Consider the following 23,303-nt stretch of genomic DNA (forward strand, 5'->3'; position numbering starts at 1 on the left):
GCGTTCTTGGCCTTTCGAAGCCGACACCCGCCGCCGCGGCGCAAGCAAGCGATTGTAAGCGAAAAGCGATGCTGAATCCCCCGGGCGATTGCCTGCGAACTCGACGGAGCGATTTGATGCTGCGGAAGCTCACCGCCAGAATTCTCGGGTTGGTCATCTTGGTTCTGGCCGGGACGACGTTTGCGAATGCGGGCGGCGAGTACCTGATTGGTCCTGACGATCACGTTCGGCTGAAGGTTCATGAGTGGCGCGCTAGCAGAGGCGAGGCTTACGAGTGGACGGCGATGACAGGGGAGTACGTCGTCAGCGCGTCTGGCGCCTTGTCGCTTCCCCTGATCGGTGAAGTCGCCGCCGAGGCGCTCACGGTCGAGCAGTTGTCGAACCGGATCTCAGAGCGTCTGCAAAAAGAGATGGGCCTGGTCGAGCGACCGACAACATCGCTGCAGATTTCGCAGTTCCGGCCGTTCTACGTCGCGGGCGAAGTCACCTCGCCGGGCGCGTTCCCGTATCGGCCCGGTCTCACGGTGCTCAAGGCCATCAGTATCGCAGGCGGCATTTTCCGTCGCGGGACGACCGATCCGGCTCAATTTGAGCGTGCGTCGATTGCCTCCCGGGGTGATCTGACCGTGTTCGAGACCGAGCGTCTCCAGCTCATGGCCCGCCGCGCCCGCTTGCAGGCCGAGATCGAGGATCGCGACCGCGTGACCTTCCCGACTGAACTCACGAGCCGGGACAGCGCAGCCGTCCAGAGCCTGATCAAGCAGGAGCAGGCGCTCTTCGATTTTCGCCGCAAGGCCGTGCAGGCCAAGCTCGAAAACCTGACGCAGGCCCGCGCCGCGCTGGAGGAGGAGATCGCCACGCTCCGGGCCAAGGACGCCTCGAACGAGAAGCAGCTCGTTCTCGCCCGGCGTGAACTTACCAACGTCACCAGCCTCGCCGACAAGGGGCTCACGGTTTCAGCCCGGCAACTCGCCATGGAGCAGACTGTCGCCCAGCTCGAAACCGCGCGTCTCGACGTGGGCGTGTCTCGCATGCGCATCGAGCAGGAGCGCAGCAAGCTTGGCCGTGACGTGCTCGACCTGACCAACCTCCGGCGCACGGACGCGCTTACCGAGTTGCGGACAACCGAAGCCCGGATTGCCGAACTGACCGAGCGCTCGATCACTGCGCAGCAGCTGATCTACGACTCGGAGGTCACGGGGCCGAGGCTTCAGGCAAACCGTCTCGTCGACGATCGGCTGGCGCCGCAGTTCAGCTTGGTGAGGCAGGTGAATGGCCAGAGCCGCGAATTCCCTGTGGACGACAACGCAGCTGTGCTGCCGGGCGACGTTGTGCGGGTGAAACGCCCGATGCCGGAGATTGGCTTGCCCGTCGGAACCGCCCCTCGGGCTAACGGAGTGGGTGCGCTTTCACAGGCGGAAACCAACGCGCCTTCCGCCACTGTACGCCGCTGAGCACCGAAAACGATGACAATCGAGATATTCGGCGCTGTTGCGATCCTGCTCGGGATCTACTGCACGCTGAATGGGCCGGACTGGACGTTCCAAGTTTTCCTCGTCTGCACCTTGCTGCAGGCGACCGCGGCCATCAGTTTGCCGGCGCTCGGTGGCGCGAATATCCAGCCCGGACATGTCTTGCTTGGCTTCGTAATCCTGGCCGTGGTGACGCGCCCACAATATGCGAAAGGTATAGGCAACATCATCGAGCCTGGGCGCGAGGGCTTTTGGCTACTACTTACGGTAGTTTACGGCGTTGTTTCCGCCTATTTCATGCCGCGCTTGTTCGCGGGGCAGACACTCGTGTTCACGGTCGACCGTAACAGTCCGGTCCCACTCGCGTCTCCACTCGGGCCCGTCTCCGGCAACATCACGCAAACGGTGTATTTCGTCGGTAGTGCGATGTGTTTTCTGGCGACATACGCGTTCGCCTCAGGCAGTGGCGCAGCGTTGACTGTGCTGATACGGGCCGGTGTTGCATGCGCCATGCTGAACTTGTTCTTTGGCGCTGCCGATCTGGTGACCTACTGGACCGGAACGTCCTACATCATGGATGTGCTGCGAACAGCCCAGTACAGCATGTTGAACGAGACCACGATCGCAGGGTTCAAGCGCATCGTCGGGTCATTCTCGGAAGCTGGCGCGTATGCGTTTTTCACGCTCGGGTTGCTAGGTTTTAGCCTGCGATTGTGGCTAGGGGGCGTGATGGTTCGCGCAACCGGGCCGATTTCCTTGCTGTCCATACTCGCGCTCACGATGTCCACGTCGACAACCGCTTATGCAGGATTACCGCTCTACCTTGTGGCGGCGTTCGGTCTATCGCTTCTCCGCTTTCTGCGGGGCCCTGTTCCCCCTCGGACCATAATCTTTTTATTCCTGTCACCAATCATTCTGTGCGTGATCGTTATACCGCTGATTTTGAACGACACCGTATGGGCTGTGATTCAACAGGTCGCCCGCATCACAGTATTTGAGAAGATGACCAGCGACTCAGGAGTAGAACGCGGCAACTGGAATCGCCAAGCGATAACTAACTTCATTGAAACATTTGGTTTTGGTGCTGGACTTGGAAGTATTCGTTCGTCAAGTTTCCTCGCTGCAGTGCCCTCGAATCTTGGTGTATTCGGAACATTGACTTACACGATATTTCTAGTTCAGATTTTGCTGAAGAAAAAGGTCGGCGAGGAGGGCTCTTTGTCCTATGAATTTCGCGCCGCAGCGGCCCATGGTTGCATCGGGCTGTTTATCGCTGCCTGCCTTGTCGGGGGCTTCGTGGATCTGGGACTGATGTTCTTTACTCTGGCGGGCATTGCGGCCTCGAGACCGGCGGAGCTGAGGTCCTCCCGAACGTCGACCCTCGACAGGGATCAACTCACCGTTCGCGCTTTGCGTGTTTCACGCTCCGCCAGCTGAATGCGATACGGGGCCGCCGCGCCAAAGCGATCTGAGCCGATCGTGACGGTAAGCGGCCAAGTCACCGTTTGGGTTTATCGAGTAGCTCCATAAGTTGCGCCGAGTACGCATTCCGCACCGCGCTATGCTCGGTCGATAATTTGTTGTGAGCAGAAACCAAGTTCCTGTAGCGGACCGCGTATCTGCCCAGGACAAACGTTATCACCGCCGCGTAGACAACCAAGGCGATTTCAAGCGAGCGTGTATCGACTAGTTCCAGAATGACGTCGCGAGCCTCAAGCATCGGTCGCCTCGCTGGCAAAATCTGGCATCAGAATGCCGCCACAGCGGCAAGTTGGTCAAGTCGCAAGACAGGCCCGGGATCCCGAGATAAAAATACCAACACGTAGTCTCTAGCGTGTCAGCGATTCATATTCCCCTTTTCCCCGAGCCGAAGCACGCGTTCCGGCTCAATACGGCCGCAGAACAAATCTCCGAGCGCAAGTAGGTTGCCGCGTAAGCGTCCCGGATAATCCCGACGTCGATCCAGAAGCAAAGTCCGCGCTAGATTTGCAACCATGTTTCGTCCTGAGAACCGTAAGGCTCCACGTATGCTAATGCTTCGCTTAGTGACCAGATAAGCGATGTTAGAGATTTGAGAATAGCCAAAGCGGAGTCCACTGGTGCGACCTGAGTTGATACCCAAGTGAACGCCGCGACACGCCGTAAGTACTTCCAAGCGGCCATGCCGACTTGCTCGCTTGGAGTAATCTCGATCTTCTTGCCAGCTGTAGAGGGGAAGTCGTTCGTCAAAGCGCAACTCTCTCGCGACGGAGCCGCGAAAAGCCATGTTGCATCCGTAGAGACAGTCGATCTCGCGGTCCCCACCCCGCGCCGTCCAATGGGGGCTCGGCGCGCGGCCGCCGGATAAGAACTCAGTCGCGTCGATCTCTGAAAATCCGTCTCCATTCACGCCGTCGGCGATCACCAAGCCGGTGAGTCCAATAAGATCTGGAGCTTGCTCGAAAGCCTTTGCGCAATTCAGCAGCCAATCCTCGTGTGGGCGAAAGTCGTCGTCGAAAAAAACCGCAAGCCAACTGGTCGAATCGGACACGTTCGCCCACTGAGCGGCTTCCTCAAGTCCGATGTTTCGCTGCACGGAGGCTCCCGGCTGAGGAGCCAACAGGATCTTCGATTCGAGCGATAAACCGGTTGCATGCTCCGATAGCCCAGCGATGTCGCAGTCTTCAGAACCGACCACCACGACACCGTCGGGCCGACGCGATTGTTGGCTGAGGCGATCAAAAAGCACGCGGGTTTCCGCTGCTCGCCCCTTTGTCGCTACGATCACGAAGATCTTGAAATGCATGATCCGCCTGTTTGTACAACGCCTGCTGTCGCCGGTTTGATGAGCACTCCGGCGTACCCTTTCCGCATCGCACCGCATCGATTGGTTGCGCAGGGATAGACCGGAAAAGATTGAGCTCTCAGTTTTCTTGGTTCAGCGAGATCCTCTTTCGCCGGCCCGCCTTCCAACCCTCGACGCGGCCTTTCGCGACCTGCGTGTAATAGCGTGCTTGCGAAAATCGAAATCGAGCCGCGTAGACGGCGATCGCGGCGCTAGGCCGCCCGATCCAGGTTGTCATGTCGCGGACGCCAAATCCGTGGCGGCCGAGAACGTACCCCATACCACGCGCGTAACTGCGAGCCTTGGTGAGCACCCGTTCGTCAAAGTCGCCTGCAAGGATATTCGGGTGGTGACCCTGTAATGTCGGGTCGTAACGGGCCGTGAAGCCGCGGGCCAACGCCCTGAGCACCGCGTCTTGCCCCTCGGCGGATTGCCACGGCGTGCTTGCGCCGACGCCGATCGCCTCGTCGAAGCCGCCGATGGCCTGGATGGCTTCCCGGCGAAAGAACAGCATCCATTCGATTGACGTGGTCCAGACATTGGACCGGTCGATGTCCTGGGCGGCGCTCTCGAAGCGTCCGTTGATCGGGCGGCCCTCCTCATCGGCCGCCATGCCGCCGACGATCGCGTAGGAGCTCTGCTGAAACAGTCGCGAGGCTTGCTCAAAAGCGGTTGCGGGGTACCAGCAGTCATCGTCCGCGAATACGACAAGGTCGCCCGTGCAGCGCGCCAGACCGGTGTTGCGCCCCCGGCTCAGTCCGCGGGCCTGCGGCGTGCGGACATGCTCGATGGGAAAACCACACGACTTGGATGCGAGCAGCGCAGCCAGTTCCTCATGGGCGTTCTGGTCGACGATGATGACTTCCAGCGGCTTCTGGGTCTGTTTATCGAGGCTGTCCAGGAGTCGGCCAATCTCCCATGTGCGGCCGAGCGTCGAAACCACGACGCTGACCGACAAGCCAGGCAGGGCAATCCGGGGAGATGCTACTGGAGAGACAGGGCCTGAATTCATGCTTGCTCCATCGCTCGCTGCTTCCTGTAATGCGGGCCGATCCATCTGGGATCGCCGTCAACCGGAATCCGAGCCGTTGCGATTAGCTCATTGTTGCGCGGTGTCGGTTAAGCGCCTGTTCCGCTTTTAGAGGTAATCCGGTTGGTGTTTCGGGTTGCAGCCGCGGCAATGCGCTGGCGTAGCATTGGGGACGCTCCAGGAGCGGGGCGGCAGCCTTAGCCGTTTCGCACCAAAGAGGTAAGTCCGCGATGGTAAGGCCCGAACCGTGTGCGAATTGGCGAGGCTTCGATTAGGCGCCAAGCGACTAAAATAGAGTCAGAGAAAGCTGATCCATTCGCGAGTGAATGATCTGATTGGAGTGAACCAATGCGTTTGATCGAGCGATTGCGAGCTTGCGGCCTAATCGCATGCCTTTCGCTTCTGCCAAGTGTTGCTGCGATCGCGGCCGAACCCGGCAAGGTGGCATGGGGCGTTAACGGCCATCCGCTCGTGTCCTATCCGGGCGTGCCGCTGCAAAACCAAATCGACCTTATCGTTGATGCGGGGCTAAAATCTTATCGGGTCAACATCGAGGCCCTGAGTTCGGCCGACACGCTGGGACAGCTCATCGCATTGGGCAAAGCCCAGGGCGTCACGATCCTTCCGGTTCTGACGCCAAAGGTCGACATGGATCTGATGACCGAGCAGGAACTCCGCAAGGCGTCATACGACCTCGCGAAGGGGCTCGTTTCGCGTTTCAAAGAAGACATCCCTGTCTGGGAGCTCGGCAACGAGATGGAGAACTACGCCATCCTCAAGCCTTGTGAATTCCGCGACAACGGCGTGCGATACGGTTGTCAGTTCGGAGCGCCGGGCGGAACCGAGGCTCTGGACTACTATGGTCCGCGCTGGGCTAAGGTCGTGGCCGTTCTCAAGGGCCTTTCGGAAGGCGCGCGGGAGGCCGACCCTAAGGCTCGCCGGGCCATGGGCACTGCCGGCTGGGGCCACATCGCTCCGTTCGAGCGCATGAAGAATGACGGGGTCGAATGGGATATTTCCGTCTGGCACATGTACGGGCAGGATCCCGAATGGGCGTTCAAGATCCTGGCGACCTATGGACGGCCGATCTGGGTGACCGAGATCAACCATCCGAACGGCTCCATGAAGAGCGAGGCAGAGCAGGCGGATGGCCTGCGTCGCTGGATGCACCGCATCGACGAGCTTGCGCCGGCTTATCGCGTCGAGGCCGCACACCTTTATGAACTGCTGGATGAGCCTTATTGGGCCCCGAGCTACGAAGCCTACATGGGGCTTGTGACGCTGCGTCCCAGCGGTGACGGCAAGTGGCGCACCGGCAAAGCCAAGCTGGCCTATCTCGCAGTTCGCGAGATCCTGACCGGGCGTCCACCGCACCTGCCAGCGCCCACCGCCGCCACTGCTGATATCCAGCTCCCGCGCCGCGCCTGCGAGTTGGAGCGCATGCGCTCCGGGCCGATCCAGACCGTCCGCCAGCGTGTGACCTACGTTTACTGCCTCGCGCTTGGACGGTTACCTGACGGGGCAGGCTTGGAAGGCTGGACTGTCAAGCTGCGCGCGGAGCCGACGGCGCTACGCCCGATGTTGATGGACATGCTGCGCTCCGAGGAATTCCAAACCCGCTACCAGGAGGCGAGCGCATCCGAGGAAACTTATGTCGGGATGATGTACCGCCTGCTTCTCGACCGCGACGCCGATGCGGGGGCGACGACCTACATCAGGGCGCTCGAATCAGGCGACCTGAGCCGAACGGCGTTCATACGCGGTTTGTTGCTCAGCGAGGAATTCAAGACCCGCCATGCCGGCCTCACCGAGGGTGCGTCCTGGGGGCCTGCGCTGGACAATGACGTGGCGGCCCAGTTGTCGCGTTGGCGCGACTGCGACCTCGCGGAGATCGGCCGTCGGCCGAAACAGCCGCAGACCCAGGTGGAGTATGCTTATTGCCTCGTGCTGGGTCGCCGTCCCGACGACTTTGGCCTCAAGGGCTACTCGGAAAAAGTCGCGGCGGGCATGAAGCCGATGGAGATCGTCAAGTCCCTGACCGAGTCGGACGAGTTCAAAAACAAGGTCGACGCGTTGGACCTGGACCCTCCAGGCCTGGTTCGCTTCCTTGGATTCCTGGTTTATGGCGCCGAGCCGGACCAGACGACCGCGCGCGCTCTCACGGACAAGCTGACCAACGACAAGGCCACGCGCCTTGAGGTGGCCCAGACATTAATGGCCGCGCCTGACTTCCAGAAGGGCAACGTCGCCTTGTTCGCCAAGTGAGCATGTAAAAGAAGCAGGCCGGAGGGGGACAGCCCGCCCGGCCTGCTTTCATGAAACAAATAAGCGTCGATCCGGCGCTCAGAGCTGCGCGTGCGAGTACAGCGTGCTGATCTTGTACGCGACCTCGGTGCGATTGCGGGCCTTGAGCTTCTTCATGATGTTGCGGACGTGCACCTTCACGGTGCTCTCGCACATGTTGAGCTCGTAAGCGATGATCTTGTTCGCCTTGCCTTGCCGGAGCGCATTCACGACGGCGGCCTGGCGGGTCGTAAAGGGCATGTCTTGCGCTTCCGGCCGAACCGGCGCCTGAGCGGCTGCAGGGCGTTGCTGGACAAGGCTGGACGCCGGCACGAACACGCCGCCCGCCTTGACCAGACCAAGGGCGCCAAACGCGACCTCAAGGCTGACGCTGGTCGGGATGTAGCCGCGCGCGCCCATCTCGAGAGCCCCGAGGATGGATTCAAAGTCCTCCGCGTCCGACACCACCACGATCGGGGGCGGGTTCTCCGACTTGGCGAGCGCCGCAATGTCGCGCTGCATCTCCTCATCGGCGGTCTTGCGGGCGCTGCGGAACGCCATCACGAGCGGCGGCTCTTCAGTCAGCAATCCGGCGTCCTGCCAGGCGCGAAGCGAACTGTAGGTGTGAACCTCCAGCGAGGGATCCATGGCGCGCAGGCAGCGGGACAGGCAGTCCCGCATCAGAACGCGATCGTCAATGATCACCAAGTGAGTAGCGATTTCACCGGTCGCCGAAGAGCCGGAGCCCCCGTTCGTACCGATTTTGCCCAGCGCCTCAAAGCTCATGTGTTGCATCGGAAACTCCGCAATTAAAGGCCACCTGGTAGATTCCACTACCTGGCTAGCAATCCCCATTCTGGGGTTTGAACTTTCGTTGGTCTTAGATCGGAGCTCTTGTTCTGGTCCGATTAGCGAGATTACTTTCTGAATTAACCAGGGGCGTCGGACTTGTTTGAGCAAGTCGGCGCGCCGATCCGATCTCAATCAGAAGTAGCTCGCACTGACAAATTTGACGGATAGGTTGTGTTAAAACGTTAATGCAAATTAAGAGGTTGGCGAATTTTCGCATTCGGGCCACATCAAACTGGCGCTTGGAGTATGCGCCCATCCGATTGGGCTAATCCCGGTTTGCATTAACCAACTGGTAACCCTGCCCCGGTGTACAAGGGAGAAACGTCTGCGCGCGAATGCGCCGATCAACGCGGTCCCGCTGATAAGGGGATGACCATGGTCGAGACGTCTCTGGAGACGCTCAAGTCGCTTTGGGAAGATCTGCACACGCGATTAAAGGCCCAAAGTGCGGATTATCGCACATTGCTGGCTCTCGAGGCGGCAATGCGCAGCATGGAAGCTGCTGATCCCCAGGCTGTTCATGCCGCTGGGGTGTCCCCCCGCGGCTCGGCGCTCGACCTGGCCGTGCGGGTGACCCAGGCCGAGGCTGCCCAACGGGTCCTCGAGGCGCGTGGCGAGCCCATGCCCATCGATGAGTTGATTCGGCTCGTGCCGGCCTTTGGCGGCCGGCCCGGCACCCGGGCATCGCTGTCGTCGAGCCTGTCGCAGGCGCCGCAATTCGTGAGCATCCGCCACGCCAACCGCTGGTGCTGGTGGCTGACCGAACGGACTGTTGGCGAACCCGTCGAGGAGCCTGCCCGGCCGGGCCGGGCTCCGTCCCGGTCGAATCGCTGGCGCCAGATTGCCCGCGCGCCACGCAAGCGCGCGCAGAAGGTCTAGTCCATCGGGATGAGCGGCGCGCCGCCATGCAGGAGGGCCATTTGGCGGGGCAAGCACACGCTCTCGAGGTCAAACCGTTCAACGACGGTGCGTCTCGCCGAATCACGCAGCGCGAGGAACCGCTCTGGCGCGGCCGAAGCCTCCACGACGGTTTCCACCAGCGCATCCTGGTCGAAGAACGGCACAAGCAATCCGTTGTCGCCGTGGCTGATGACCTCCTCGACGGGCGGCGTCGCGGAGCCCACGAGCAAGCAACCGGAGGCCATGGCCTCCAAGGCAGACCACGACAGCACGAACGGGTAGGTCAGGTAAACGTGGGCCCGCGAGTGGCGCAGAAGGGCCAGGTAGATATCGTAGGGCAACTGGCCGACGAAATGGACGCGCGACAGGTCGAGATCGCCGCGAACTTCGTCAAAGAATATGCCACGCCAGGTCTTTCCCTCCGGTGGCTTCGCGCCGTAGGACACGCCGTCCCCGCCGACGATCACGACCCTCGCCCGGGGCCTTGCAGAAAGGATGCGGGGCAAGGCGCGCATGAAAATGTGGTAGCCGCGGTAAGGCTCCAGGTTTCGAGCAACGTAGGTGATCACTTCCTCGCCAGGCTCGATCGTGATGCCCCCGAAAGACCAGGGCTGCGCGGGACCAGGCCGAATCGCTTTGGTGTCGATGCCGTCGTGCACCGCTTGGATCATAGGCCGGTAGAGGGCGGGATAACGGCTCCGCTGCCATTCGGTGGGCGAAACAGCCGCGTCCGAATCGTTGAGCGCGAGCAGGGTGGCGGCGTTCCAGGCCGACAGCCGCACGTGATCCAACGGGCTCGGGCGAGAAAACTCCGGATCGAAGCCTACATCCGCCCCGGTGCCGTAGAAAAACTCGCAGTACGAGATAATGCGGGCCCGCGGGAAAATCGTGCGCAGCGGTGTGTTCTCGCCCCAGCCTGGATGAACCAGGATAACGGCCGGGTCAGCGCCGGCCTTTTCGCGCAATTGCAGGGCGGCCCTGGCGACCGCCTCGGCCCGGCGCATTTCGCCCTCGAACCGGCGCGCGAACGGATGAACGTCCTTGGCCGGCGCGGCCGCGCTCAGCTCATAGCGCGCCACCGAAACGCCGGGCAGCCCCGGCGATGCCTTCGCCCCGATGGCGAACAGGCGCGCGCCTCCGTCCTGCTGCAGGCGCCGCACGATGTGGCGGTACTGCCCGGGGAAGTTGTTGTGCACGAAGAGGACGTCCATGCCCGGCCTTCACGTTTGAACTGGGGAGTCGCCAGACTGAACGCCACCCCACGATTCGTATGTTGAACGATCGCAGCTGTGAATGAGGAGTATATCTTTTGTGCAGCCTGCTAATTCGGTCGACTTGCGCCAGGGACTCAGCGCCCCTTGTATGGGCATAGGGGGGGCCTAATGCCAAAGAACCAGAACTTGCTTAAGCTGACTGTCCTAGAGCGGAGCCAACGCCACGATGGCTGCGCGGCGATCCATATTGCGCTGGGCGGCCTGGAGGTTGTGGAGCCGGCTCAGTTTACGGCCGCTCTTGAGCCAAACGAAGCGTTGGACGCGATGAACGCCATCTTGGCCTGCGTGCGGGAAAGCCTGCCTGAGTTGTTTGACGCCGAGCCGGATGTCGACCATGGCCTCGTTCAATGCGCGCGAGGATCTGACTGCCGGCCTTGACGGGGCGCGCTGGTCCGAAGCTCTGCGAATTGACGCACGCTTGCGCTCGCGTCATTCCCAATCATGAGCTGCGCCATGCTGATTCGCGCGAAGCTCGGTCAAGGTCGGTCTGGAGGCGCCGTGCATGGCTCAGGCTGAGATGAAATCGCTGGGCGACCTGCGTGGTCTGGACCGCGCCGCCATCCTGCTTCTGGTGCTTGGCGAGGAGCACGGCCAAGCGCTTTGGGAATCGCTGGACGACGACGAACTCCGTAAGGTGTCGCTGGCGATGTCGACGCTTGGCACCGTTCCGGCGTCGCTGGTCGAACAGGTGCTGGCCGAGCTCGCAGGACAAACAAACCGCCTGACCGTTGTTGGCGATTACGAACGCACCCACGATCTCCTCTCCAAGCTGCTGCCCAAGGATCGGGTCGGGCCAATCATGGAGGAGATCCGCGGGCCCGCTGGCCGGACGATTTGGCAGCGTCTTTCCAATGTGCAGGATCACCTGCTCGCCAACTACCTGAAGACCGAGCACCCGCAAACGGTCGCGTTGATCCTCTCGCGGATCAAAGCCGAGCATTCGGCGAAGGTTCTCTCGATGCTGCCGGAGGACTTCGCCACGGACGTCATGCTGCGCATCCTCCAACTCGACACCGTGTCCAAGGATACGCTCGACCAGGTGGAAGACAGCCTGCGAACCAATTTCATCGCCAATTTGTCGCAGACCACTCGCCGCGACGCGCACGATCTTCTCGCCGAAATCTTCAATTCGTTCGATCGCTCCAACGAATCGAAGTTCATGGAGGCGCTGGAACGCAGCGCCTACAAGTCGGCCGAGAAGATCCGGGCCCTGATGTTCACCTTCGAGGACATCACGAAGCTGGACCCGAACTCCGCGCAAACGCTTGTGCGGTCGATCGACAAGGCCGATCTTGCCAAGGCGCTCAAAGGCGCGAGCGATGCGACGAAGACGTTCTTCACCTCCAAGATGACGGCGCGCGCCGCCACGATGTTCACGGACGAGATGTCGAGCCTTGGCCCGATCCGCTTGAAGGAAGTCGACGAGGCGCAGCAGAAGATCATCATGACGGCCAAGAACCTCGCCGATAAGGGCGAAATCATTATCGCCAAGTCCGGCAACGAGGAAGACGTGGTTCTGGAGTAGACCCTGCTCCCTGGCGGAACCCTGCATCGATGGGTTTCGCAACTGATAATTGCAGGAAATATTAACGCAGCTGGAAGTAGAGTCCGCGTGGCTGAAACCGCGATCGGGCTCCATGTTCCGCGTCGAATACTCCCGCCTCAGATTTCTGGTTGTCGATGACAACACCTATATGCGGCGCATCCTGAAGACGCTTCTTCATGGATTCGGCGCGCGGGAAGTCTTTGAGGCCGAAGACGGCGCGTCGGCGCTCGACGCCTTTGCGTCGCACTACCCCGACATTGTGTTCACCGACTGGGAGATGCCGCTCATCAACGGCATCGACATGACAAAGCTGATGCGCTGCTCGGACAACAGCGTGAACCCTTTCGTGCCAATCATCATGGTGTCGGTGCATTCCGAGCGGCACCGGGTGATCGAAGCCCGTGACGCCGGCGTCACCGAGTTCCTGGTCAAGCCGCTTTCCGCCACGGCGCTCCATCAGCGCATACTCGGCGTCGTCGCCCACCCGAGACCCTTTATCAAAACCTCATCCTTCTTCGGCCCGGACCGGCGCCGAACCAAGGTCGGAGAGTATTCCGGACCCGAGCGCCGCAAGGGTGAGGAAGAGAGCCAGGTCATCGCGCCAAAGCCCGTTCTCGTGAGCTATTCCAATGGTTGAGATCTCCCCCGCCGCGGCGGCTCCCCACCTGGACAAGCAGGAGGAGCACGCCGATCACACCGTGCTCCACCCCAAGCCCCGACTGCGCGAGAAGGCCCTCGTCAAGGTTGCGCCCGCCGGCATGACGGACGACGCCGACATGATCGCCCGGGCCGAGCGCGCAGTGGAGGCGTTGGAACCCAGCTTCGCCGAATGGATGTCGTCCGCCGCAACCGGGCTCATGGCGGCGCTCGTCGTGTTCGAGCAGAGCGACATGGGGCCGGCAGCCTTGAACGAGATGCGGCTGGCGGCCCAGAACGTGCGTGGCCAGGCCAAGCAGTTCCGCTACGGCGTGGTGGCTCAGATCGCGACCGGCCTTTGCGATCACCTGCAGGGCGAGGCGCTGGACGTGCCAGTCATCGTGGTGCGGCGCTATGTTGAAGCGGCCGCCTCGGTGATCCGCGCGGGGATCAGCGTCCAGTCCAACGAAACCGCGCTGGAGCTTGCCCGGCAATTGCTGGTGCTCTCGAGCGAGTGCCGCGCCCGCAAGAAGCAATTCGACGAACACATGGCGCAGGACGACGCTTCCGCGGCGCCTGCCCGGTCCCTGGAGGCCCATCGTGAGCTTTGACCGCAGCAAGCCTGTTCTCGTGGTGGACGACACCTATGCGATCGTCCGCATCGTTCGCACCCTCCTCAACGCGCAGGGCGTGCTTGACGTGGAAGGGGCAGGAAGCGGGCCCGAGGCGATCCGCAAGCTGAACCAGAAGGAGTATGGCCTGGTCATCTGCGACTATCACATGACGCCGATGAGCGGGGCCGACCTGAAGCTGATCATGGACGGCCGCCCTGAATGGGCCGGAATTCCGTTTCTGCTGATGACCGCAAACGACAAGGCGGCGGCCGTTAAGCTCAAGGACAGGCCGAATGCTCCGCCGGTGATCGCCAAGCCATTCACCGCCGAGACGTTGCTGAACGCCATGGATCTCGCCGCCGCCGCCTGAACGCCAGGCGCTGCGGACGCTAAAAGCGCCGCTGCGGGGTAACCGCGGCGGCGCTCCTTGTTTCTGGGTTCGTTGGGGCGGCGCAGCGGCGCCTCAGCGCCTCAGGCCACCTTGAGCACGGCTTTCACCCGGGCCTGCAGCGCGTTTGCGTCCACGGGCTTCAGGATGAAGGCGTCGACGTTCAAAGCCTTCGCCTGCCTGACAGTGTCGGAAGACGTCTCGCTCGTCGCCATGATCACGGGCGTGCCCCGCAGAACCGGGTGCGACCGCACGGCTTTCAGCAGGCCAAGCCCCGAGATGCCCTCCATATGGAGGTCCGTGATGATCAGGTCGTAGCGGGTGGTGCTGAGCTTCTTGATCGCCTCTTCGCCGCTTTCGGCGCCGTCGACGGTTTCCATCCCCATCTGGATCAGCGCGAAGCGCACGAGGCCGCGCATGCTCTTCTGATCGTCGACGACGAGCACTTTTTTGGATTTCAGGTCAGCCATGGTTCAGGCTCCCGCATGTCGCGACGTCCGGACGCGGGGCGCGCCGGACAAGATGTGGTCTGCAATGCGATCGAGCGGCAATACCTGGTCCACTGCGCCCATCGCAACGGCCGATTTGGGCATACCGTAGACCACGCAGGTCGCTTCGTCCTGCGCGATGGTATGCGCGCCGGCGTTGCGCATGGCCAGGAGGCCATCCGCTCCGTCGCGGCCCATTCCGGTGAGCAGAATGCCCGACGCAAGCCCGCCCGCCTCCTGCGCGGCCGAGTGGAACATGACGTCGATCGAGGGCTTGTGGCCCGAGACGGGATTTTCGTCCGTCAACTTGGCGAAGTAGCCGCCGGGTTTTCGAACGATGTGCAGGTGACGCCCGCCGGGCGCGACCCAGATGGTGCGGGGCGTAAGCTTGCCGCCGTCTGTCGCCTCGAACGCCGGCAGGCCTGTGGTCTGGGCAAGGCGGGTCGCCAGCCGAGGGGTGAAGCTGGCCGGCATGTGCTGCACGACCACGATGGGGCAATTGACGCCGCGAAGGCCCTCCACGACCTTGCACACGGCCGGCACGCCGCCTGTGGAAGCCCCGATGCAAATGAGGTTGTCGCCATTGAAGCCCGCCGCGCTCGCGGCGGACGCCGCCGCATTGGGGCGCGGCGGCAAAATCGGGTTGGCCGGAGGCGCGGCCGCTGGCGCGCGCGCGCGCAGCGAGCTCTGCGCCGCCCGCAGCAAGCCCGCGCCGGTGTCGCGCAGGAACCGGTCGATCTCGGTCGGGCGTCCATCCGGCTTCTGGATGCAGTCGATGGCTCCGTTTTCCAGCGCCGTGAGCGTCAGGTCCGCGGCGGAATCCGTGTGGCCCGAAACAACCAGCACCGGGATGGGCCGCTTGGCCATCAACTGCTTGAGAAATTCGATGCCGTTGATACCCGGCAGCTCGATGTCGAGCGAAACGACGTCGACCTCGAAGCCGGGTTGGCGCAACACGTCCCAAGCTTCCTCGGCGCTTTCAGCCGAACCGGCGAGCACCAGGCCCTCTGTTTCGTCCACGATGGCGCTGATCAAGCGGCGGATGGTGCGCGAATCGTCCACCACGAACACGCGATAGGGGCGGGCCGGCCGGATCATCAGAAGAACTCCACGTCGCCCGCAGGCTGCTGACGCACGAAGCTGCGGCGGTAATTTTCTTCCTGCTGCGTCACCGTCACGGCGCTCGTCTTGTCGAGCTCCTGAACCCAGGCGCGGCCTGTGGCCGGCTGATAGCGGATACGGCGTGGTGCGGTGCCGCCCACGGACCGGGCCACGATCGGAATGCCTTCGGTTTTCAGGAATTTCTCCACGAAAGCGATGTTCTGCTCGCCGATCTTGAGCATGCTGCTTCCGCCCAGCACGCGAGCGCCGCCGAAGATCTTGACCTCAAGGCGACCACGCTGGCCGCCGCGGCGATAAATGGTGTTAAGCAGCTGCTCCATTGCGTAATCGCCGAACCGCATGCCTTCGTCGCCGCCATGCACGTCATGGCTGTCGCTCGACGGCAGAAGGAAGTGGTTCACGCCGCCGACGCCCGTGATGGTGTCGCGCGCGCAGGCCGCCACGCACGACCCGAGAAGCGTGACGATGATCTGGTTCTTGTCGTCCGTGACATAGTGGTCGCCGGGCGCAACCGAGACGATTGTCGCGCCGGTGGAATCCTGGAACGAGCGCCGGGCGGCGGGGGGCGCCTTCGCGGGGAGAGCCATCAGCGCCTCCGATAGATGGTTCGTCCGATCAGCTCGAAAGCCGGATGCGGAGGGGAAAGGGATTCCGAGTGACCGAGATAGAGCCAGCCCCCCGGCCGCAGGAGATCGGCGGCGCGGTCGACGATGCTCTTTTTGGTGGGCGCGTCGAAGTAGATCATGACGTTTCGGCAGAAGATCACGTCGAAGGGCCCCTTCATCGGCCACTCGATCACAAGATTCAGCTGCTTGAACGTCAGGTAGCGCTTCAGCGCGGCTCCGATGCGGACGCTGTCCTGGCCGGCTGGCTCGCACAACAGCAGCGGCTTCAGATCGGCGGGCGCCCGCTCGACGACTTCGCGGGCGTACTCGCCGCGCTCGGCCCGATCCAGCACGTCGGTGTCGATGTCGGTCGCGAGGATGCGCATGTCCAGCGCCTTGGGCGGCTGGGACGCATGCACCATGGCGGCGATGGAGTAGGGCTCTTCACCCGTTGAAGAAGCTGAAGACCAGATACGCACGCGTGAGTTGTGTTTCAGCGCGCGCGAATAAGTCTCCGGCAGGGCGTCGCTCCGCAGGTGGTCGAGGTGATGCCGCTCGCGGAAAAACGCCGTGTGGTTCGTGGTGAGGACGTTGAGGAGGCTCGGCAACTCCTTGTGCCCGTCGCCGCTGCGCAGCAGGTCGCAATACTCGGCCACCGAGCGCAACTGCAGGGCGCGCAGCCGGCGCATCAGCCGCCCACGGATCATGGCCGACTTGTGAGCCCGAATGACGATCCCGGCCTGATCCCGCGCGATGCCGGCAATCAACTCGAAATCCTTGTCCGACAGGGCGTAGTCGGAATCGTCTGCGGCAAGACCGTGCACGTCGGCGCCTCTTGCGAAAGGGTCAGAAAAGCGCGGTGTCGCCGCGGCGAAAGGGGAGGGTGGCCTCAGACGGCCACGCCCAGAGTTTCCGACATGGTCGGCAGCTTGCGTCCGGACTGCGACAGCGCCGGCAGCGCGTCCACATCCAGAATAAGCGCAACCAAGCCGTCGCCCAGGATGGTCGCGGCTGACACGCCCTCGACCCTGCGGAACGACGATTCGAGGTTCTTCACCACGACCTGCTGCTGGCCCACGATCTCGTCTACCGCGATGGCGAGCCGCGGCACGGTCTCGGTCTCGACGATCACGACGATCGGCTCGTCACCGATCGCCCGGATGCCGAGCAACTGGCGCAGCTTCAGCAGCGGCGCGATCTCGCCCCGGAGCTGGAGAATGTCGCGTCCACCCGGAAGCGGCTCGACGCTGCCCGGATCGAGCTGCATCGTCTCGACGATTGACGACAGGGGGAACACGAAGCGCTCGGTTCCGGCCCGCACGATCATGCCGTCCAGCACCGCCAGCGTCAGCGGCAGGCCAAGCGTGAACTTGCAGCCGCGGCCGGGCGTCGACTCAACGGTGATGCGGCCACCCAGCGCCTCAACGTTCCGCCGCACCACGTCCATACCGACGCCGCGTCCGGACACGTCCGTGACCTGTTGCGCCGTGGAAAGGCCGGGATGGAAGATGAGGTTGTCGGCTTCTTCCGGCGTTGGCTCGGAGTCCGGCGGCAAGAGCCCTCGCGACTTGGCCTTGGCGATGAGCTTCTCACGGTTGATGCCGCGACCGTCGTCGGTGACGCAGATCAGGATGCGCGAGCCGCGATGTTCGGCAGAAACCCGGATCGTGCCGTCCGGCGCCTTGCCGGCGGCGATGCGCTCCTCAGGCGGCTCGAGGCCGTGGTCCATCGAGTTGCGAAGCATGTGGATCAGCGGATCCGCGAGTTCCTCGACGATGGTCTTGTCGACCTCGGTGTCTTCGCCGGCCAGCACGAGATGGGCCTTTTTGCCCAGCGTGCGCTCCAATTCGCGAACGAGGCGCGGCAACCGCTGGAAGACGACCTTTACGGGCTGCGCCCGCACGGCCATGACGTTGTCCTGCAGCTCGCGCGTTTGCCGGGCGAGGCTGAACAGGGCGTCGACAAAGGACGCGGCCTCCCGCTTGGCGAGCACGCCCGCGCGCTCCGAGAGCATGGACTGCGTAATGACGATTTCGCCGACCAGGTTCATTAGCCGGTCGATACGATCGAGGTCGACGCGAATCGTCCCGCCCGAAGCCCGGCGCTGAACCACCGGAGGAGCGACAGCGCCCGTGGCGGCCGAAGCATTCGCCGACGAAGGCGCGCCCTGCGGCGCGGCCTCGGCGTCCGGAGCATGAGCATCCGTGGACCGGATCTCGCCCGACGCCTTTGGCGCCTCGTGGAAGTCGAGCCCGGCCGCCGCGTCATCCTCAGCTTCGGTGTCGGTGAACGAATATTCCTCGTCCGCCAGGAAGGATTCGAGCGCCTCGACTACGTGTTCGCGGCTTTGCTCGGTTTCGATCTCGACGACCCACCGCATCCAGCAGTCGTTCGGGTCGAGTGACGAGATGACCGGCACCTTGGAGGCGTCGCAGGTCACCTCGATCTCGCCAAGGTGCTTCAGCGCCTCGAAGATCATTCGGGGATCGATCGCACGCCTGAAGAACTCCTTCTCGGGCGTGATGAACACCTTGATCCTGGCGGCCGCGCTCTCGGCCGCAGGAGCAGGCGCGGCCGCACTGGCCGCGGGCTTCGCGGCCGGTCCGGCTTTCGCCGGAGCGGGCTCGTCGTCGTCCAGGAAGATTTCGTCGCCGGCTTTGGGGGCTGCGGTTTTGCCGCCCGCCATCGCCTGCAGGGCCTTCACGATGGCGGGCGAAACCGGCACCGAGCGGCCGTCGCGGGCCGCGCCAATGAGCTCGTTGAGCACGTCGCCTGCCTGCAGGAGCATGTCAACCGGGGCGTCTTCGACCGCCACCTTGCCGGACCGCAGAGCATCGAGGCACGCCTCGAACATATGCGCGAACTCGACGAGTTCCGTGAGCGCGAACGCGCCAGCGCCGCCCTTGATGGAATGAACGGCGCGGAATGCGCCGTGGATGTCGTCCGGCGTCGCGCGCCCGTCGCCGATCGCGGCGAGGTGACCTTCGAGCAACCCGATGAACTCATCGCATTCGTCGAAGTAGATATTGCGGATTTCGGCAAGAGCATCCATGGCGCGCGCTACTTCTTGAAACGAGTCAGCATGTCGAGCAGTCGCTGGGGATCGAACGGCTTCACCATCCAGGCCGTTGCGCCGGCCTTGCGGCCTTCGGCCTTGATCTCGGCCCCGCTCTCGGTGGTGAGGATGATGATCGGGACCCCAGTCCCATCGGCGCGCGAACGAACAGCCCGCGTAAACTCGATGCCGTCCAGAACCGGCATGTTCAAATCGGTGATGACGATATCCGGGCGGTGGTCGGCGAAGCGGGCGAGCCCTTCCTCGCCGTTTTCCGCTTCCACCACGTCATAGGAAGCAGCCCGAAGCGTCCTGCACAGGAGCTCACGGAGCGTTCGCGTATCGTCGATTGCAAGGATGCGCACCGTCTACTCCATCGGAATCGTCATGAGCTCGGCGAACAGGCCGTAGCCCTGGAAGCCGTCGATCATGGCGGTACTAGGTGAAATGAGGGTAAAGCCCTGTCCGCTCTCACGCGCCGTCCGCCCCGCGGATACGATGACCTGGGCCAGAGTGGGAGAAAGATCTTCGGCGGCAGATCCGTCGAGGCGAACCTCTTTTCCGTCCGCGAAGGCGTCCTTCATCTTGTTGCAGAGGTCGACGACCTCGTCTCGGGTGCTGCGCGTGCTGAGTGCGAGATCGACCAATTCGCCCTCCTGAAATGATCTTGACGCAAACTAGGGTTTGAAACTTAACAAAGCTTTAGCCGAACAGCCCTGAGCTGTAATACTATCAATAACGCAACCAGTAATTGCAAAGCCAGCCATGGTCGGAACGGCCGTGGTGTGGCCTCGGCCGGAAGACATCCACCAGACTCGCCGCTGCCCCGCCTCAACCTCCTGAGTTGATAAAAGTCATCTTTTTACGCCTTCTTCATTGTTTGGTGGCTGACTGAAAAATTGCAACACCGAGCATTGCAGCTTTTGGGACACGTCCCGGGCTGAGGGGATCACTCCATGAGCATGATGACGGCTGCCGCAGCGGCTTTCGAAAGCACGGACTCGCAGGCAATCAGGATTGTCACCTTCCTGGTGGAAGGACGCCAGTTCGGCGTGGACGTTGGCCTGGTTCGTGAGATCAAAGGGTGGCAAGCCACGACGCCTCTCCCCAACACGGCGTCCTATGTGCTCGGGGTCCTCAATCTCCGCGGCACCGTGATCACGGTGTTCGACTTCCGCCAGCGCCTCGGGTTGGGGCCAAGCCCGATCTCGCGCTCGAGCGTGATCCTGGTGCTTGATCTCGGCCGGCAACCTGTGGGCCTGCTTGTGGACGCCGTTTCGGACATCGTCGACATCCCGCGCTCGGACTTGCGCCCGCCGCCGGAGATGCTCGGGGTCGAGGAGGCGCTTCACGGGATCGCGGTGCGCGGCGACAAGGTCATCGCCCTGCCTGACCTTGGAATGCTCGTCGGCGGCGGTGTGCAAACCGCCGAACTTGTTCCCACACAGCACTAACACTGACGGTCGCGGCAAAGCGACCGCAAGCAAAGACGAACTGAAGTCGGGGGATGATCGTGACGAATATGAGCTGGGCAAATTGGGTCAGGGACATGACGATCGGGAAGAAGATCGTGTTGATCATGGTCATTCTGGCAATCCCGTTCGCTGCCATGACTTACCTGTTTGGCAATCAGGTCCAAAAGGACATCAAGTTCGCCGAGACCGAGCGGGCGGGTTTGAAGGCGATTGAGCCGCTCTGGGCGTCTCTCCTCGTTGAAGCCGGAAAGGGTGCGAGCAGCGCGAGTGGCGTCGAGGCCAGGGTGAATGCGCGGGGCGCGATTCAAAGATCGGCCGATGCTTACAACCTGTCGCTCGATCCTGACCTGGACAGCTACTACGTCACGGACTTCGCGGTGACGCGCCTTCCCCTCCTTCTGGATGCGGCCTCCGAGTTGCTCGGTATCGCCGACCATCTGAAGGCCGGACAGGGGGGCGTTAGCGAGGCGGGCGACTTCAAATACGCGATGCGGACGCTCACCGTTCAGAACGGCGCGATCCAGGATAACCTTCAGGCCGCCGTGAAGGGCAACAGCGACGGCTCCGTTCAGAAAACCGTGGCCCCTGTGATCGAGCGCCTTGGGACGCGCATCGCCGCGACCGCCGCCCTCGGCCAGCAAGTCCTCCTGGCGCTGGAAGCCGGAAAGCCGGTCCCGGCGTCCGCACGGGACAGCCTCGTCGAGGAAGTCCGCCAGACCATGCGCGCCGTGGAGGCGACATGGTCGGTCTCCGTTCAGTCCGCCGATCAGCTGATCGCCAAGCGTATCGCCAACGCAATCGCGGATGCGTCCTGGAAGCTCAGCCTTGCGGGGTTGTGCGTGCTGCTTGCGGTCGCGGCCGCCGTCATTGTGGTTCGCTCGATCCAGCGGCCGATCGGCGACATCGTGGGAGTGATCCGCGCTTTCCAGGCAGGAAACTACAGCGTGCCTTTGGGGCACACGGCCGCCAAGAACGAAGTCGGCGAGATCGCCCGCGCGCTCAAGCACCTGCAGGGTCTCGGCGAAAGCCAGCAGCTCACGCTGGCGGCGATGAACGGCTCCCCCACCATGATGATGATCACGGATCCGGCCGAGCACATCGTCTACATCAGCCAGAGCCTGCAGCAGTTGCTCTACAGCATGGAGTCCGTGTTCCGGCAGGCGCAGCCCGACTTCTCGGTCGACCGGCTCGTCGGACAACACATCGACGCGTACCGCCGCAACGCCAATCTCAAGCGCGAGATGATCTCCGACGATGGCCAACGCCGGAAGGTGCGCTACGACATCGCCGGGCATGTGATCCTGGTCGACATGTCATATATCATGTCCCTGAGCGGGGAGCGCATCGGCCATACGCTGGAATGGCGCGACATGACCGCTGAACTCGCGGCGGAAACGGAAGTCGCCGCTGTGGTGGCGGCCGCCGCGCAGGGCGATTTCTCCAAGCGCATGTCGACCGAAAACAAGTCGGGTTTTGTCCGCGAGATCGCGGGTGGCCTGAATGGCGTGTCAGAGACGGTGGAGACGGCGGTTCGCGAGTTTGCCAGCGTGATGGCGGCGGTAGCGGACGGCGATCTCACCCGGTCGGTCGCGGGACGCTACGAAGGCGACTTCGGAGATCTGCAGCGCAGCATCAACGATACGGTTGAACGGCTGGCTGAGACGGTGGGCACCATTCAGACCACCTCCATCGACGTCACCAGCGCGGCGGGCGAGATCAACAGCGGCGCCAACGATCTGTCCCGCCGCACGGAGGATCAGGCGGCCTCGCTCGAGCAAACGGCGGCCACGGCCGAACAACTCGCCGCGTCCGTCAAGGCGGCCGCCCAGTCGTCCCGCCAGGCCGTCGAGATGGCCGAAAACGCCATGCAGGTGGCCCAAACGGGCGGCGCGATCGTCACGCAGGCGGTCGAGGCCATGACGCGGATCGAGCAAGCCTCCCAGAAGATCACGGACATTACCTCGGTGATCGACGACATCGCATTCCAGACGAACCTGCTCGCCCTGAACGCGGCCGTGGAGGCCGCGCGGGCCGGGGAGGCCGGCAAGGGGTTCGCCGTCGTGGCGTCCGAGGTGCGCACGCTGGCCCAGCGCTCCAGCGAGGCCGCCAAGGACATCACCGGGCTCATCGGCTCGTCGACGCAGGAGATCTCCGAAGGGGTGAAGCTCGTGCGATCGGCCGGCGACGTGCTCGGCCAGATCGTCGGCGCGTCCCAGAAGGTCGCCGGCACCGTCAGCGAGATCTCGGCTGCCACCAGCGAGCAGGCGAGCGGAATTGATGAAATGAGCCAGGCCGTCGCTCACCTGGACGAAATGACCCAGCAGAACGCCGCATTGGCCGAGGAGAGCGCGGCTTCCGCCGTGAGCCTCAATGGCCAGATCGAGAAGCTGAACGATCTCGTGGCGTCTTTCCGGATCCGCCAGGATGTGCGTGGAGCCCAGCGCGTGAGCGCTGGCGGCGGCGCCTCCTACGCGGCTTTGGCGGCCCCAAGCCGTCCGCCTGCGAAGCCTGCGCCGGCCGCTCCAAGGAAGCCCGCAGCAAGCTGGGCTGCAAAGCCCGCCGCCGCGAGCCCCAAAGTGGGCGAGCCGGAGCGTCTGCGCCGCCTGGCCGCCGAGGCCTTCGGCGGAGGCGCGGCGTCGGCCGCCAAGCTTGCCCCCGCCAAGGCGGCCTCCCTGGCCCGACCCGCTTCCGCCAAGGCGAGCACGGACAAGGCGGCCGGCGGTTGGGAAGAGTTCTGAT

General features: G+C 63.1%; 22 protein-coding genes. 10 read left to right on the forward strand and 12 right to left on the reverse strand.

Annotated features, from left to right (window positions below; all coding sequences use genetic code 11):
* The first annotated feature begins 116 nt into the window (after nucleotides 1-116).
* Entirely contained in the window at nucleotides 117-1,454 is a 1,338-nt protein-coding gene (locus tag IEV99_RS05795) for a polysaccharide biosynthesis/export family protein (protein ID WP_188516736.1), read from the forward strand.
* Between the two features lie 12 nt (nucleotides 1,455-1,466).
* Complete coding sequence (locus IEV99_RS05800) at nucleotides 1,467-2,909, forward strand: O-antigen ligase family protein (protein ID WP_188516737.1); 1,443 nt, start codon at nucleotides 1,467-1,469, stop codon at nucleotides 2,907-2,909.
* A 400-nt stretch (nucleotides 2,910-3,309) separates the two neighbouring features.
* Here the strand turns inward: IEV99_RS05800 and IEV99_RS05805 are convergent, their stop codons facing one another.
* Both IEV99_RS05805 and IEV99_RS05810 read right to left on the reverse strand, forming a co-directional pair.
* On the reverse strand, nucleotides 3,310-4,257 hold the full coding sequence (locus tag IEV99_RS05805; RefSeq protein WP_188516738.1) for a glycosyltransferase family 2 protein: 948 nt from the start codon (nucleotides 4,255-4,257) through the stop codon (nucleotides 3,310-3,312).
* Nucleotides 4,258-4,375: 118 nt separating this feature from the next.
* Nucleotides 4,376-5,254 carry a glycosyltransferase family 2 protein gene (locus tag IEV99_RS05810; RefSeq protein WP_188516739.1) on the reverse strand — a complete coding sequence of 293 codons (879 nt, stop codon included), beginning with the start codon at nucleotides 5,252-5,254 and terminating at the stop codon, nucleotides 4,376-4,378.
* Nucleotides 5,255-5,674: 420 nt separating this feature from the next.
* Here IEV99_RS05810 and IEV99_RS05815 point away from each other — a divergent pair, with 420 nt between their 5' ends.
* A complete protein-coding gene (locus IEV99_RS05815) occupies nucleotides 5,675-7,591 on the forward strand; it encodes a DUF4214 domain-containing protein (protein ID WP_188516740.1) in 1,917 nt (638 codons plus the stop codon).
* Between the two features lie 78 nt (nucleotides 7,592-7,669).
* Here the strand turns inward: IEV99_RS05815 and IEV99_RS05820 are convergent, their stop codons facing one another.
* Nucleotides 7,670-8,290: a LuxR C-terminal-related transcriptional regulator gene (locus IEV99_RS05820; RefSeq protein ID WP_244643585.1), complete on the reverse strand. Its 621-nt coding sequence runs from the start codon at nucleotides 8,288-8,290 to the stop codon at nucleotides 7,670-7,672.
* Between the two features lie 540 nt (nucleotides 8,291-8,830).
* Between IEV99_RS05820 and IEV99_RS05825 the strand changes: the two genes are divergently transcribed.
* The gene (locus tag IEV99_RS05825; protein ID WP_188516741.1) at nucleotides 8,831-9,340 is read left to right on the forward strand and encodes a hypothetical protein; all 510 of its coding nucleotides are present in this window, start codon (nucleotides 8,831-8,833) and stop codon (nucleotides 9,338-9,340) included.
* On the opposite strand, the gene IEV99_RS05830 is transcribed toward IEV99_RS05825, so the two are convergent.
* A complete protein-coding gene (locus tag IEV99_RS05830; RefSeq protein ID WP_188516742.1) occupies nucleotides 9,337-10,572 on the reverse strand; it encodes a glycosyltransferase in 1,236 nt (411 codons plus the stop codon). The two genes, IEV99_RS05825 and IEV99_RS05830, sit on opposite strands and share 4 nt — an antisense overlap.
* Before the next feature lie 207 nt (nucleotides 10,573-10,779).
* Entirely contained in the window at nucleotides 10,780-10,971 is a 192-nt protein-coding gene (locus tag IEV99_RS05835; RefSeq protein ID WP_188516743.1) for a hypothetical protein, read from the reverse strand.
* Nucleotides 10,972-11,137: 166 nt separating this feature from the next.
* Here IEV99_RS05835 and fliG point away from each other — a divergent pair, with 166 nt between their 5' ends.
* The 4 genes from fliG to IEV99_RS05855 all read left to right on the forward strand — a co-directional run bounded on the left by fliG (nucleotide 11,138) and on the right by IEV99_RS05855 (nucleotide 13,801).
* Nucleotides 11,138-12,160: a flagellar motor switch protein FliG gene (fliG, locus tag IEV99_RS05840; RefSeq protein ID WP_188516744.1), complete on the forward strand. Its 1,023-nt coding sequence runs from the start codon at nucleotides 11,138-11,140 to the stop codon at nucleotides 12,158-12,160.
* 112 nt (nucleotides 12,161-12,272) lie between these two features.
* Entirely contained in the window at nucleotides 12,273-12,818 is a 546-nt protein-coding gene (locus tag IEV99_RS05845) for a response regulator (RefSeq protein ID WP_188516745.1), read from the forward strand.
* Entirely contained in the window at nucleotides 12,811-13,428 is a 618-nt protein-coding gene (locus tag IEV99_RS05850) for a hypothetical protein (protein ID WP_188516746.1), read from the forward strand. The genes IEV99_RS05845 and IEV99_RS05850 overlap by 8 nt, the downstream gene beginning before the upstream one ends.
* Nucleotides 13,418-13,801: a response regulator gene (locus IEV99_RS05855; protein WP_188516747.1), complete on the forward strand. Its 384-nt coding sequence runs from the start codon at nucleotides 13,418-13,420 to the stop codon at nucleotides 13,799-13,801. The genes IEV99_RS05850 and IEV99_RS05855 overlap by 11 nt, the downstream gene beginning before the upstream one ends.
* Before the next feature lie 101 nt (nucleotides 13,802-13,902).
* On the opposite strand, the gene IEV99_RS05860 is transcribed toward IEV99_RS05855, so the two are convergent.
* The 7 genes from IEV99_RS05860 to IEV99_RS05890 form a co-directional block, all read right to left on the reverse strand.
* Entirely contained in the window at nucleotides 13,903-14,289 is a 387-nt protein-coding gene (locus IEV99_RS05860; protein ID WP_188516748.1) for a response regulator, read from the reverse strand.
* A gap of 3 nt (nucleotides 14,290-14,292) precedes the next feature.
* Nucleotides 14,293-15,405, reverse strand: a complete 1,113-nt coding sequence (gene cheB / locus IEV99_RS05865) for a chemotaxis-specific protein-glutamate methyltransferase CheB (RefSeq protein WP_188516749.1) — start codon at nucleotides 15,403-15,405, stop codon at nucleotides 14,293-14,295.
* Complete coding sequence (locus tag IEV99_RS05870) at nucleotides 15,405-16,016, reverse strand: chemoreceptor glutamine deamidase CheD (protein WP_188516750.1); 612 nt, start codon at nucleotides 16,014-16,016, stop codon at nucleotides 15,405-15,407. The genes cheB and IEV99_RS05870 overlap by 1 nt, the downstream gene beginning before the upstream one ends.
* Nucleotides 16,016-16,858, reverse strand: a complete 843-nt coding sequence (locus IEV99_RS05875) for a CheR family methyltransferase (RefSeq protein WP_188516751.1) — start codon at nucleotides 16,856-16,858, stop codon at nucleotides 16,016-16,018. The genes IEV99_RS05870 and IEV99_RS05875 overlap by 1 nt, the downstream gene beginning before the upstream one ends.
* 65 nt (nucleotides 16,859-16,923) lie before the next feature.
* A complete protein-coding gene (locus tag IEV99_RS05880) occupies nucleotides 16,924-19,086 on the reverse strand; it encodes a chemotaxis protein CheA (protein ID WP_188516752.1) in 2,163 nt (720 codons plus the stop codon).
* A gap of 8 nt (nucleotides 19,087-19,094) precedes the next feature.
* Entirely contained in the window at nucleotides 19,095-19,454 is a 360-nt protein-coding gene (locus IEV99_RS05885) for a response regulator (protein ID WP_188516753.1), read from the reverse strand.
* A 3-nt stretch (nucleotides 19,455-19,457) separates the two neighbouring features.
* Complete coding sequence (locus IEV99_RS05890; RefSeq protein WP_188516754.1) at nucleotides 19,458-19,736, reverse strand: STAS domain-containing protein; 279 nt, start codon at nucleotides 19,734-19,736, stop codon at nucleotides 19,458-19,460.
* Between the two features lie 309 nt (nucleotides 19,737-20,045).
* Between IEV99_RS05890 and IEV99_RS05895 the strand changes: the two genes are divergently transcribed.
* Together IEV99_RS05895 and IEV99_RS05900 are read left to right on the forward strand one after the other, a co-directional pair.
* Nucleotides 20,046-20,543 carry a chemotaxis protein CheW gene (locus IEV99_RS05895; protein ID WP_188516755.1) on the forward strand — a complete coding sequence of 166 codons (498 nt, stop codon included), beginning with the start codon at nucleotides 20,046-20,048 and terminating at the stop codon, nucleotides 20,541-20,543.
* Nucleotides 20,544-20,638: 95 nt separating this feature from the next.
* Nucleotides 20,639-23,302 (forward strand): methyl-accepting chemotaxis protein, encoded by a 2,664-nt coding sequence (locus IEV99_RS05900; protein WP_188516756.1) that lies wholly within the window; start codon nucleotides 20,639-20,641, stop codon nucleotides 23,300-23,302.
* Nucleotide 23,303: the final 1 nt, after the last annotated feature.

Origin of the sequence: Alsobacter metallidurans (assembly GCF_014636935.1) — a bacterium.
In the GTDB taxonomy this organism is placed as follows: domain Bacteria; phylum Pseudomonadota; class Alphaproteobacteria; order Rhizobiales; family Beijerinckiaceae; genus Alsobacter; species Alsobacter metallidurans.